The sequence below is a fragment of the Rossellomorea sp. GCM10028870 genome, assembly GCF_042666755.1.
In the GTDB taxonomy this organism is placed as follows: Bacteria; Bacillota; Bacilli; order Bacillales; family Bacillaceae_B; genus Rossellomorea.
Genome location: NZ_JBHTGN010000001.1, coordinates 749859 through 762959, shown reverse-complemented (window position 1 = coordinate 762959; position 13101 = coordinate 749859). Strand labels below are relative to the sequence as shown.

The following is a 13101-nucleotide window of genomic DNA, read 5'->3' as shown; positions in this document are numbered from 1 at the left end:
GAGCTGGATGATAACTAAAGCAGAGGCGGCTCGTTCTGCCCCGACAAGCATAAGGCGAGCTTGCACAAAAGGCGGTTTTTGCCTTTAGGGCAAGATTGACTTATGACCTCGAGGGGCAAGCCGCCGGAGCTGGATGATAACTAAAGCGGAGGCGGCTCGTTCTGCCCCGACAAGCATAAGGCGAGCTTGCACAAAAGGCGGTTTTTGCCTTTAGGGCAAGATTGACTTATGACCTCGAGGGGCAAGCCGCCGGAGCTGGAAGATAACTAAAGCGGAGGCGGCTCGTTCTGCCCCGACAAGCATAAGGCATACCTGCCATTCAATTTGACACAAAAAAGCAAGCACGCATAATTCACGCACTTGCCTTTATTCTAATATGGACGTTGAAATCAGGAGACACTCATCCATTGTGGCGGAGTGTTTTTATCCCAATATATACTTCCTAAATCATGATGTGCCTGAAATTGATCATGCACTGTATGATAGTGAAAATTGAAGTAATAGCCATCTTTAGGCGGATGGTCTTTTCTTACATGAAACCGTATGACATCTTCACCAGAGCGTTGGTCATAAATATGAAAAATCTTTTCTGTTTTTGCATATTGGGGCACTTCTGAAATAGTAAGTGACGTTAAGTCTTCTTCTGGAAATTGAATAGCTGTATCAGCTATCGCCTTTTCGATTTTAGGAAGGATTAAAGACTTGAATTCGTCTTCAATAACTGGCCTGATCTTAGACCCGAACTTTTCATAAGCATTTTTCTCTGCTTGTACCATCATTATCCCTATGAAATCCTCCCGGGAAATGGAAGACTCCTCTTCCAGTACTTCCTCTGGAACAGATTCAACCGACGGAGGCTTTCCATTGCCTTTTGCCATAGTATGATTTTGTTCATTAAGAAAGGCTTGTGAAGGAGAAACAAGTCCAAAGGTTAGAATGGATAGCAGTATAAAAAACGACTTTTTGAGCCAGATTGACATAGATAACGTCCTTTCCTATGTATTACGTCTATTATTATACTATTTCATACGGATAAAAAGTGAAAAAGGTTTCATTTTTTTGTAGGATATAAAAATCTTTATGTGGTAGTATATTAAAGAGGATACTTTGTAAGGAGGATAACTAGATGGATACAGGACTTATGATCAATATTGGATACTTACTTCTATTAGGTTATTTCGTTGTACTAGGATTTACTGATTAATACTTAGATGATTAGACAGGCTTAAGATGCCTGTCTATTTTATTGTTTAAAAAAGGTTATTTTCACAAGGCTCTCTTCGTAAAGTTTGTTGCTATTGTAGAGGAGAAAGTAATAGTTGATTTCCGCTCCAGGATGCTCGCTTTCCGCGGGGCTGGCGGTGAGCCTCCTTCCGCTCCAATCAACTTTCTGAGCATGTATCCTTAATAGAAATCCATAAAAAACAAGAAATTTGTCAATCATCCTCATTAAGGTGAGGAGGTATTGATTTTTTTAAGGAAGAAAAATATTTTTTCTAGTTACATTGTTTTTTGCACACCTTTAAGATCTGTCACAAAAATTCTGTAACGATGGTGAGGGGAACTGCGTAGACTCCTGCGCAATGCTGGCGTGCCGAGACCCCGTTAGGCTAAGCTGAGGAGGCTGGGCGAACGTTCGGGGAAAGCGGAGCAGTTCCCCGAACCATCTAGCACACACCAATTGACAGAGTCCTGCAGAGCTAGCAATCTTCGCGAAGAGAGACTAAATTAAAAGATTATACTCGAATGATTCCAAAGTGAAATTTGGCTGATGGTCTTTTGATCACGTCAAACCCCAGTTCTTTGAATAACGGTGACTGAAAGTGTTCTTTTAATACTACCCGCTTTTTGGCCACCCTTTTTGCTTCTTCTATTCCTTCTTTTGTTAAGCGTGTATAGCTGGCCCATTGGCGGATGGGGTTAATTCCATGAGAATCTGTTAAGGCTTCTTCAAACATCGGATCAAGGTAAACGACGTCGAATGCATTATTTGGAATACCCTTTAATACTTCCTGAAATTGTCCGTTGATGACGGTGATTCGATTCATTGCACTATTTAGTTCATTGAGTGGAGATACCCAGTCCTGAAGGCCGTGATGTAGGACATGAGAAATATACTTATTCGCTTCTACTCCGACTACTCTTCCCTTTTCGCCTACAATATGGCTGGCGATAATACTATCTGAAGCAAGACCCAGCGTACAGTCCAATAGACTCATACCCTCTTTAAGGTCACAAGCTTCTATGAGTGGATCGGTCTCCCCGCGCATGACTCTTTTGATTCTAAAGGAAGCGGAGTTGGGATGGAAAAAGAAAGGTTCGCTATTTTCTTCTCTTGTATGAAGTTCTAATCTCTCCTTTCCAATCACTAAACAGTCTTGCTCTTGCAGATTCATATGGTGTAAAATCGATCTCTTCTTTCTGGGGATATAGGGAATATCGAGTATCTCTGCTGTTTTATGTGCTTTTTCTATGACTTCCTGGTTCGCTCTCCCGCATGTTGTGACAAACACTATATACATTCTCCTTTAATGGTACCGTTTTACGGTTTTTCTTTCGTTTATTTATCCTACCATAAAAAGAAACGGATGACAGAGTCACCCGTTTCTTTTTGGTCTTTAGCAATTTTCGTTAAAAGCTGTGGATAAATTGGAAATAATCGATGAAATGTCATGATCTTCAATTTCTTCCCTCGGGATGAAATGAACGACTTTTTTTCCTTTAAGTAAAGCCATTGATGGAGAGGAAGGTTCGTACCCTTCGAAGTACTCTCTCATTTTGGCTGTTGCCTCTTTGTCTTGCCCAGCAAAGACAGTAATGAGGTGATCAGGTGTCTTTTCATTATTCATGACGGATTGCGTTGCAGCGGGTCTTGCAAGTCCCGCTGCACACCCGCATACAGAGTTAATAACGACCAGGGTTGTTCCATCTGCATTTTCCATATAATTCTCTACTTCTTCTTCTGTACCCAATTCTTTGAAGCCAGCTTGTGTAAGTTCTTGTCTCATCGGTTTAACTAACTGCCTCATATATTCTTCGTAAGCCATTGACATTTATAATCAACCCTTTCCCACTATTATTGTTGACGTGCTTCGGTCATCTGTTTCCAAACAGATCCTTTTGCTTCTTCGCCGCCCTCTATTCGTTCGATGGCCATTTTCACTTGAAGCTTCACTTCGAATTCTGGGTCATTTTCCGCTTCCCGTAAGCCAGGCAATGCAGATTCATCCCCTACTTCATAAATGAACATGGCAGCACGCCATCTCACAAGTTTACTCTTATCCTTTAAGGCTAGAATCATTTCCGGAGTGGCTTTTGCAAAACCTAAGTCCGAAAGGCAATCTCCAGCCGTTCTCCTTACTGTGACTGATTTATCATGTAACCCTTTATACAGCAAAGGAAGAACTTTTTCATCTTCAATCATTCCCAAATAGACAATAGCCAATCGGCGAATGGATACTTTCTCGTCCTCCAGGGCTTTCTCGAGCAGAGGCAGGTCATCTAAAGTCGGATCCTCCATCGCATCCAGCTTCTGATACCTTGTTTGCCAGTCCGGCGCTTCAAAGTCCGCGACACTTACCTTTTGCTTCTTCTTGTAAATGAGAGGTCCTTTGGAATCGGTTGTTTCCTGTGCTTCTTCTACAAGTGCTGCCAGCCTTTCAGAAGGATAGGCTGCAACTAGTTCTTCCGTCACATTGTTACCAATCTCATCTAAGTCTCCATACCGAATACCGTAATCTTTCCACTTTCTGAGAAGGACGACATTATCTCCATCTTTTTGAGACTGACCGATTGCTTCCAGGAATGGGGCGGGAAGTGAAAATCGCTTCTCTTGTTCCCCGTCTGTCACCTTTACTTGCATCGGAATTCCCTTGAACATCTGCACGCTAACATTCACTTCACCAAAATGTTCTTCCATGGGAGATTCATTTTCCTGGTCCAGAGTATCTTCACCGAAAGCTTTTCTAACCTGTGGCAGAAGCTCCTGCCAATCGAATTTCGCATTTCGCTCAACGGCTAAGAAGTCGGCAACATGATAGACCCCTTTAATACCGTCTATGGCAAGGATATCTTTAATGACGGGAGGAGCCCCGTCCGCTTCATCTTTTTTATAATTATTGCTCTTCCCGGCTTTCATTTCCTGGTCAAGAAGAACTTTCATCGTATTAGGACTTGGAGTAGGTTCAATCGATACTATCCTCAAGCTTGATGCCCCTTTCTATAAACAGTTCTTATACCATCCATTCTAACATAGTATCCATGATGCCTTAAACGAAGAGACTTATTCAGCAAATTCGGAAAGGTATGTCCATCTTTCAATGAGCTTTTCCAATTGCTCGTTAAGATTTTGACTTTCGTTCATTAACTGCTGTGCTTTTTCAAAATCACTGCCGACCTTTTGCAGCTCAGCATCTGCTTCTTCTATCCTTTTTTCAATGTCGGCCATCTTATCTTCGATTTCGTCCCATTCCCTCTTCTCCATGTAAGAAAGCCTCTTTTTCTCTTTTTCCTTCTCTCCCTTCACGGGAGCAGATTCTTGCTTCTTGACCGGATCCTGCTTCTTACTTTTCGCTTCGCTCTTTTCCAGGTACTCAGTATATTCCCCAAAGTAAAAGTCGATTTGTCCATCTCCATTAAAGACCAGTAATTGCTCAGCTGTTTTATCTAGAAAGTAGCGGTCATGGGAAACGGTTATGACAACACCTGAAAATTCATTTATATAATCCTCGAGAACGGTGAGGGTTTCTGTATCTAAATCATTCGTCGGTTCATCAAGCAAAAGGACATTCGGTTTTGACATTAATAGCTTAAGCAAGAAGAGTCTTCGTTTTTCTCCTCCGGAAAGCTTGCGGATCAATGTACCATGCGTACTCATTGGAAATAGGAATCTTTCCAACATGGAAGTAACTGAGATTTGCTCCCCTTTATCCGTCGTTATATATTCTCCTGCTTCCCTTATATATTCGATCATTCGCATATTCTCATCAAGTTCTTCATGACCTTGAGTATAGTATGCGACCTTTACGGTTTGGCCTTTTAGTAAATCACCACTTGTAAGCTCATCGGTTCCGGCAAGAAGGTTAAGAAATGTTGATTTTCCGCTCCCGTTTTTACCTACGATTCCGATTCGGTCTTTAGGTTTAATAAGGAAAGAAAACTCATCTAAAATTCGCTTGTCTTCAAACATTTTTGAAGCATCCTTGAACTCAAACACTTGTTTACCTAGACGGTTTCCTCCGATTGCCATGTCAACCTGGCCGCCTGAGGGACCTGAAGAGATCGTATCCTCTAAGTTTTCGAATCGTTGAATTCGAGCCTTTTGTTTAGTGGTTCTGGCTTTTGCTCCCCTTCTCATCCAGGCAAGCTCTCTTCGATAAAGATTTTGCTGCTTTTCGGATAATTGGCGTTCCACCTCTTCCCTGGAAGCCTTTGCCTCAATAAAAGAAGCATAATTTCCTTTGTAGGAGTAAAGGTTTCCTCCATCCAATTCGAAGATTCTGTTCGTTACCTTATCGAGGAAATAACGATCATGGGTCACGAGCAACACAGAGCCGTTATACTTTCCTAAATAATCTTCCAGCCATTTGATGGACTGGTAGTCTAAATGGTTGGTCGGTTCGTCCAGAATTAATAAGTCCGGTGTTTCGATCAGGACGCCCGCCAGCGCCACTCTCTTTTTTTGCCCACCTGACAGCTCGCTCATTTTCTTTGAAAAGTCGTGAATTCCCAGTTTTGTTAAAATGGATTTCGCATTTGCACTTGCATCCCATGCGTGAAGGATATCCATTTGCTTCTGAGCTTCAAATAAATCTTCTTGTATTCGAGGATTTTCTGAGTTGTTCTCCATTTCCATAAGGGCCATTTCATAATTCCGCATAGCCTGAATGATTTTTGCTTCACCACGAAACACTTGTTGTATCACGGTTAAATCCCCATCAAAAGCAGGCTCTTGCTGAAGGTAGGCAATATGATAATCGCCCGGCTTCGAAAGCTCTCCGGTATCATATTCTTCCATCCCTGCAATGAGTTTCAACAGGCTTGATTTACCCGTTCCATTCACCCCGATCAGTCCGACTCTTTCTTTCTCGGTAATCGAAAACGATATATCTTTAAATAGAGTTTTCTCTCCATACGTTTTAGAAAGATTCTCAGCTGTTAACATTCTCATTCTTGACCAGTCCATTCTTTATTAAATTGCTCTAAAAACCGCAGCATGAAAGCATGACGTTCCTCTGCCAGTTTCCTTCCCGTTTCCGTACACATTAAGTCTTTCAACTTCAATAACTTTTCATGAAAATGATGGATACTGGAACTATCCCCATTCCTGTACTCCTCCAGGGTCATATCCGACCTTACAATAGAATCGGGAGTGTAAATTGGTTGACCCTTCTTTCCACCATAAGCAAACGTTCTGGCAATCCCGATTGCACCAATGGCGTCCAGACGGTCTGCGTCCCGCACAATTCTTGCATCTAACGAGGTTAACTCTGCTTCATGACCACCTTTATAAGAAATAGAATAGATGATCGTTTTCAGTAATTCCTTTTCTTTTTCAGAAAGAGCAAGAAGGGATATGATGTGATCCAGCCTTTTCTTTCCCTCTTGCTTGTCTACAAACTTCTCATCCGGCACATCATGAAGCAAAGCGGCCAGCTCGATTATATATGTATTCGATACATTTTCTTCCCTTGCAATCATGAGTGCTGATTTTCGTACACGATCTAAATGATACCAATCATGGCCTGTAGATTCACCCAGGTACTCATGTTTTAAAAAATCCACACACTTGTCCAGTTCTTTTCGTTCCATGCACTCACCTTCTCTTCTATTGTACCAAATAATGCCCTCTCATCAGAATAAAAAGGAGTGGATGCATGATTCTTCACATCACTCCTTTCTCTCCTAATTCTCTTCGTTTTCTTCAAACCAGCTTATTCCGATTGTATTTGCGCCTGCATGAACCCCAATTACAGCCCCTAAAGGGTACGCCCCAAATTCTATCTCCGGGTACGTTTTTTTCAATTGGTCAATCCATTCTATTGCGTCTTTCCGATTTAATCCGTGTAATACAGACACTTTTGTTATTCTCTTAGCAGATAGGGCTTGATCTAACCGCTCGCTCATGCTGGTCAATCCTTTTTTAATACTTCTTACCTTGTCCTTTACTTCAAGTTTACCATTCTCTATCGCAAGCATAGGCTTTACATTAAGTACACTTCCCAGGAAGAAAGAAAGCCCACTCATCCGTCCACTTTTATGGAGTTGCTCTAAGCTGCCTACCATTACATAGGTTTCACAAGAAGTTATTCGTTTTTCAATGGCTTGTTTTATTTGTAACGGAGCTTTCCCTTCATGTTGTAAACTTTGACCGTATAGGATTAATTCCGTCAATGGATTGGAAATGACCTTCGAATCTATACAGATAATGTTTGGGAGTGTTTCCTTTAACAGCTCTGCAGCTTGATGGGCAGATGAATATGTACCGCTAAAATGTGAAGAGACATGGATCGAAAAGATATAATCATAGTCCTTGGATAATTCTTCAAACAACTCTTTAAACGTTCCGATTGAAGGTTGTGAAGTTTTCACCTCTACTTTTTCTTCTTTTAATTTGAAGAACAATTCTTCAGGAGTTAAGTCTACTCCGTCTTGATACTCCCTCTCCCCAAAGAGGATATTCATTGGAACGATATAGATGTGATTTTCTTTACTGCTTGAATGAGTCGGAACAAATGCTGTGCTATCTGTTATCCAGGCTATTCTCATTGTAAAAATCCCCTTTTTCTATATATTTATGAACTCTCTTTCATACTAGAAGTCTATTCGATCAAGTTGTTGTAACGTTTCTACTGAAAATGAAATCATTTGAAGAACATCATCAACCATTTCTTCTGTAATGACTCTTTTAAAAGTCAGATTCCCCTCGTAGGCAGGAGGGTTAAGAGAGGATATCACTTCTTTCCATTCCCACTTTTTATCCTTACCCCATGTTTCCTCAAGTAACTTACGGCTTTCCTTCAACTTTTCATCGCCTTTATAGACGATGAGGATATCTGCACCTGCTGTATTCTTTTCTGTCATCATCTTTCTCTCAGCCAGAAAGTGACCCATATCAGCTTTTAAATGAAATTCGATCGAAATGGATTTCTTGTAAGGTAAAGAATAGTGAATTTGATAACAACGTTCATAGTGAGCAAAGTCAAATAAATCCTTCCGGTCAAGGATTTGGATTTCCCCTGTCAAATCAAGATCATAGACAGCTCCCTCAAAGACTACCTTTAAGTTATCAAAGGCTGTTGGATCAAACATGTTTTCCTCTCCCTTCAAACCTCAATGACTAAAATAACCCTACAGCCCTGCCGTCATCATCCACATTCATTCCGAATGCTGCCGGATTTTTTGGCAGGCCAGGCATAGTCATTACTTCTCCTGTTAATGCAACTATAAATCCGGCTCCGATCTTCGGCTTAAGCTCTCGGATTGTGATTGTAAAATCTTCAGGACGCCCGAGTTTAGATGGATCATCTGATAAAGAATATTGGGTCTTGGCCATACAAACCGGCAGGACCCCCCACCCTTGATCTTCAAACTGCTGGAGCTGCTTTCGTGCATTCACCGTGTAATCTACTTCTTTCGCTCCGTAAACCTTTTTCGCAATCGTTTCAATTTTAGATTGGAGTGAATCAGAAAGTTCATATAGACGAGAAAATTCCTTCGTGTTCCCTTCTATCTCATCCAATACCTTTTCGGCTAAGTCTCTTCCACCCTTTCCACCTTTTGCCCATACATCGGTTAGTGAAACTTGTACTCCCAGGTTTTCGCACCACTCTATAAGGGTCTGGATTTCGTCATCACTATCAGTCACAAATCGATTAACCGCAATCACATAAGGTACGTTGAAATGATCTAACGTTTCCATATGCTTCTTCAGATTAGATAATCCTTTTTGCAGAGCCTGAAGGTTTTCAGTTTGAAGATCACTTTTCCCTTGACCTCCATGCATCTTCAGAGCACGAATGGTGGCAACAAGCACGATGGCATCAGGGGCTATGTCTGCAGCTCGAGATTTGATATTCAGAAACTTCTCGGCTCCTAAATCAGCACCAAATCCAGATTCCGTTACAACATAATCAGCCAGCTTAAGAGCCGTTTTGGTCGCCATGACACTATTACACCCATGGGCAATGTTTGCGAATGGTCCGCCATGAATAAGAGCAGGAGAATGTTCAATCGTTTGAACGAGATTAGGTTTTAGGGCATCCTTTAACAGTAATGTCAGCGCACCTTCAACTCCTAAATCTTCGACGGTTACCGGTTGTTTTGAAAAGTTGTATGCGACAACCATCTGTCCAAGCCTTCTTCTTAATTCTTCAAGATTTTGAGATAAACAGAGAACAGCCATAATCTCAGACGCCACTGTAATATCAAATCCGTCTTCACGGGGAACACCTTGTACCGGTCCACCTAAACCAACGATGATTTGTCTAAGGGCACGGTCATTCATGTCCAGAGCCCGTTTCCATACGACCCTTCTTTGATCGATATTCAGTTCATTTCCCTGATGGATATGATTATCTACCAATGCGGCTAAAGCGTTATTCGCCGTCGTTATAGCGTGGATATCACCTGTGAAATGAAGGTTAATATCCTCCATGGGAAGAACTTGGGAATAACCTCCTCCTGTTGCTCCTCCTTTGATTCCCATCGTTGGACCTAGTGATGGTTCCCTCATGGCAATGATGGTGTTTCTATTTAACTGATTTAACGCATCTCCGAGGCCGACCGTAACCGTTGATTTGCCCTCGCCTGCTGGAGTTGGGTTAATCGAGGTTACAAGGATTAATTTCCCGTTGGAACGGTCTTGGAGTTTATGTATCGCTTCATAGGATATTTTCCCTTTGTATTTACCATAAAGCTCAATATCATCTTCTGTGAGACCGATTTTCTTCGCAATATTTAGTATCGGTTTCATAGTAGATTGTTGAGCAATCTCAATATCTGATTTCACTATTTTCTTGGTTGTTGTCACTTGAAATCACCTTCTAATTATGTGATGGGAATTTGGCCCTTGTTATAAATTTTACAAAAAATCTTATTTACTCATAAACTTCATTTACAATCCATTAGTAATCTTAAATTGTAGTGTTACTTAATTCTACACTATGTTTTATATCTCCACCATTATTGCCTTTTATAGGGGGAATAAGATTGCTGCAAGAAAAGTCGATTCTAATCTTGACCGCACGTTTTGGAGAAGGACATATTCAAACTGCTGAAACTCTGGCTCATACATTTAGGAGCCAGGGATATAAACGGGTGAATATCTGTGATCTATATGGAGAAGCCTACCCTGCCATGCACTCCCTGGCCCAGAATTTATTAAAAAAAGGATTTTCCAAATTCGGTACCCCTTTCTATAAAGCATTCTACTATGGAACAGATAAACTTTCCTCTAGAGGATTGAGCTACTTTTATCAGCATTTAGGAAAAAATCGACTAATGAAACTGGTTGAAACCCACTCACCGTCATGCATTATCACGACATTCCCACTTCATGCTGCACCATACCTGAGGCTTCGCTCAAGCTTGAACATACCTACATATACCGTCATTACAGACTACTGTGCTCATCCGTTGTGGATTCATCCCATGATCGAGAAATACTATGTGGCAACAGATCACGTAAAGAGGACGCTCATCTCTTACGGAGTAGAGACAGAGAAAATCTTCATTAGCGGTTTACCTATCCGTTCCAGCTTTCATCATACACTCAAAAAAAACTATAAAGAATTTGGACTTTCCCCAAAACGGAAGACCATCACCATTATGGGGGGAGGTCTAGGTTTGATTCCGAATATTGAACCGCTTTTATTGTCCCTATCCAAAGATCACAATCTTCAAGTAGCCGTTGTGTGCGGGAGGAACGATCAGCTATACAATCAGCTGGAAAAATTTAAATTCAACGATAACATCCACATTTTCGGATATATTTCCAAAGTGGAAAACCTTTTTTCCCTTACCGATTGTCTGATCACTAAGTCCGGTGCTTTATCATTGACGGAAGCCGCTTGTTTTAAATTGCCCATCATCATTTTTAAGCCCTCACCCGGCCAGGAAAATGAGAATGCCAATTATTTATTAAAAAGGACTGCAGCACTCACCTATTCGAATCAAACAGACTTTATGGAAAGCATTTATCGATGTCTCTATGATAAAAATACGATAGATTCATTATCGAAAAATGTATCCTCATTATTTAACAAGAATGCCTGTACCACGATTGTAGAGGATATTCTTCGACACGACCACAGGAAAAACACACTTGTTGAAGGGAGATTGTGATTTGGAAACATCCACACACATCCTATTTGGTATCGGTATCGCTTCTTTAGCTTCCTTGGATCCTTCTCTAAAGGAATATTCATTGCCTGTCTATGTCTCTTGTGTACTGTCTTCAAATGCACCTGACTTTGATTATGCTTTTAAGTTAAAGGGGAAAAGTGAATATTATAAGCTTCATAGAGGTTTTTCCCATTCTCTATTCATGCTGCCTCTTTGGGCTTTTCTGATCACAACAGTATTTGCCCTTTACTATCCGGACTTAGTATTTCTTCAGCACCTTTTCGTTTGGAACTTGGGAGCTGTCATCGTACACGTCATCACGGATGTGCTCAATTTTCACGGCACGCAGGTATTACGTCCTTTTACCGAAAAATGGTTCAGCATTGATTGTATTCCTTTATTTGACTATTTCATTTTCTCATTACATATATCCGGTATGATTCTTTCTCTCACAGGCTTTCATCCTGGGAAAACATTTCTATCCATCTATCTCTTACTCTTCATTTATATATTATTAAGGTTTGCCACCCGCTCTTATATTTATCATCAGTTGACTACTCACTTTCTAAAGTCCAAGGGAGTAAAGATCATTCCAAATATGGACCTTTATTCCTGGCAGGTGATCATAGAAGGAGAGGAGAATTATATCCTTGGAAGATATACGTGGGGGAAACTCATGGTGGACTCTGTTCTCGAGAAAGAAACGCCTCAGCCATGGGTTGAAATTTCAAAGCAAAACAAGGATATCTCCAACTTCATTACCAGTACAATTTTTGTCTATCCAAGAGTGATTGAAAGAAAAGAAGCTCTTGAAGTAAGATGGATTGATTTACGTTTTCGAAAAGGAAGGAGATTCCCGTTTAAAGCGATCTGGGTTTTCTCACATCACAAATCACTCGAGAAAAGCTATGTAGGCTGGTTCCATCATCCGATTGAGTATAAGCGCATCAAAAAAGAACTTGTCAATGAAATCAGTAAATAAGAAAATCATGCTCGATCCCCGAAATGGAATCGAGCATGTTCATTATTTTTGGAACATAAACAATGTCATAAACGTTAAAGCTTGCTTTAATTCACTTGAAAGCGTCTCTGATAATGAAGACTTTACTCCTTTTTTGTAGACCCAGTCCTCATCAATTTTCTTCCAGCCTTTTTCAGCAGCAAGCTTTTCCAATTCCCAAGGCATCATTGTATTGCAGATGACGTCTTCTCCATGTAGACGCGGATAGGCATTTTCCCTGGGGTGAGCGGTCGGACCTAAAAGACCGATGCATATATACCCGTCAGGAGAGACAATTCGTTCAATTTCGTTCAGAGTATGCAGGGGGTCCTCCGTCCATTCAACTGAATTAATCGCCATCACGGCTTGAAACTTTTCATCTTGAAAAGGGAGAGCACGCAAGTCTCCTTGAACAAAAGATAATGAGTCCCTTTCGTGTTTCTTTGCAATTTTGACCATTTTTTCAGAGAAATCCATCCCCGTGACAGCATAGCCTTTGTCGAAAAGCAAAAATGAACCGTATCCATCTCCGCATCCTAAGTCTGCTACAGCACTCCCACGTTCGATATGCTTAGTGAAAAAGGGAATAATGGCCTTCCTGCTTCCAGTTGTCCACATCTCTACACTTTTGGAATGCCAATGATCTGCGTTGTCTTCCCAGCGCGTTCTGGCACTAGTATGCCATTCTGAATTCTTCATAAGTACACCTCAATATATTTTTTCTATATTATTCTTTATTCTCATTCAGTTAACCATAA

At 41.0% G+C, this 13101-nt stretch carries 12 protein-coding genes; 2 read left to right on the top strand and 10 right to left on the bottom strand.

The features are described from left to right. Positions 1–389 precede the first annotated feature (389 nt). From ACFQWC_RS03940 to ACFQWC_RS03900, 9 genes are all read right to left on the bottom strand, one after another. Complete coding sequence (locus tag ACFQWC_RS03940) at positions 390–980, bottom strand: YpjP family protein (RefSeq protein WP_299737791.1); 591 nt, start codon at positions 978–980, stop codon at positions 390–392. Positions 981–1736: 756 nt separating this feature from the next. Beyond that, positions 1737–2522 (bottom strand): class I SAM-dependent methyltransferase, encoded by a 786-nt coding sequence (locus tag ACFQWC_RS03935; protein ID WP_341356512.1) that lies wholly within the window; start codon positions 2520–2522, stop codon positions 1737–1739. A 96-nt stretch (positions 2523–2618) separates the two neighbouring features. Beyond that, positions 2619–3053, bottom strand: coding sequence for a BrxA/BrxB family bacilliredoxin (locus ACFQWC_RS03930; RefSeq protein WP_341356513.1), 435 nt, complete (start codon positions 3051–3053; stop codon positions 2619–2621). 23 nt (positions 3054–3076) lie between these two features. Next, positions 3077–4204, bottom strand: coding sequence for a conserved virulence factor C family protein (locus tag ACFQWC_RS03925; RefSeq protein ID WP_299737797.1), 1128 nt, complete (start codon positions 4202–4204; stop codon positions 3077–3079). A gap of 78 nt (positions 4205–4282) precedes the next feature. Continuing rightward, positions 4283–6169 carry an ABC-F family ATP-binding cassette domain-containing protein gene (locus tag ACFQWC_RS03920; protein ID WP_377106119.1) on the bottom strand — a complete coding sequence of 629 codons (1887 nt, stop codon included), beginning with the start codon at positions 6167–6169 and terminating at the stop codon, positions 4283–4285. Then, positions 6166–6810 (bottom strand): HD domain-containing protein, encoded by a 645-nt coding sequence (locus tag ACFQWC_RS03915; RefSeq protein WP_299737801.1) that lies wholly within the window; start codon positions 6808–6810, stop codon positions 6166–6168. Before ACFQWC_RS03915 ends, ACFQWC_RS03920 begins: the two co-directional genes overlap by 4 nt. A 93-nt stretch (positions 6811–6903) precedes the next feature. Beyond that, positions 6904–7767 (bottom strand): DegV family protein, encoded by an 864-nt coding sequence (locus tag ACFQWC_RS03910; protein WP_299737803.1) that lies wholly within the window; start codon positions 7765–7767, stop codon positions 6904–6906. Positions 7768–7812: 45 nt separating this feature from the next. Continuing rightward, positions 7813–8310 (bottom strand): hypothetical protein, encoded by a 498-nt coding sequence (locus ACFQWC_RS03905; RefSeq protein WP_299737805.1) that lies wholly within the window; start codon positions 8308–8310, stop codon positions 7813–7815. Between the two features lie 28 nt (positions 8311–8338). Further along, positions 8339–10030, bottom strand: coding sequence for a formate--tetrahydrofolate ligase (locus tag ACFQWC_RS03900; protein ID WP_377106117.1), 1692 nt, complete (start codon positions 10028–10030; stop codon positions 8339–8341). Between the two features lie 179 nt (positions 10031–10209). Here ACFQWC_RS03900 and ACFQWC_RS03895 point away from each other — a divergent pair, with 179 nt between their 5' ends. Beyond that, positions 10210–11343 (top strand): MGDG synthase family glycosyltransferase, encoded by a 1134-nt coding sequence (locus tag ACFQWC_RS03895; protein ID WP_299737808.1) that lies wholly within the window; start codon positions 10210–10212, stop codon positions 11341–11343. A gap of 1 nt (position 11344) precedes the next feature. Continuing rightward, positions 11345–12325 (top strand): metal-dependent hydrolase, encoded by a 981-nt coding sequence (locus tag ACFQWC_RS03890; protein ID WP_377106115.1) that lies wholly within the window; start codon positions 11345–11347, stop codon positions 12323–12325. Positions 12326–12367: 42 nt separating this feature from the next. Here ACFQWC_RS03890 and ACFQWC_RS03885 read toward each other — a convergent pair whose 3' ends face one another. Further along, positions 12368–13042 carry a class I SAM-dependent methyltransferase gene (locus ACFQWC_RS03885; protein ID WP_377106113.1) on the bottom strand — a complete coding sequence of 225 codons (675 nt, stop codon included), beginning with the start codon at positions 13040–13042 and terminating at the stop codon, positions 12368–12370. Positions 13043–13101: the final 59 nt, after the last annotated feature.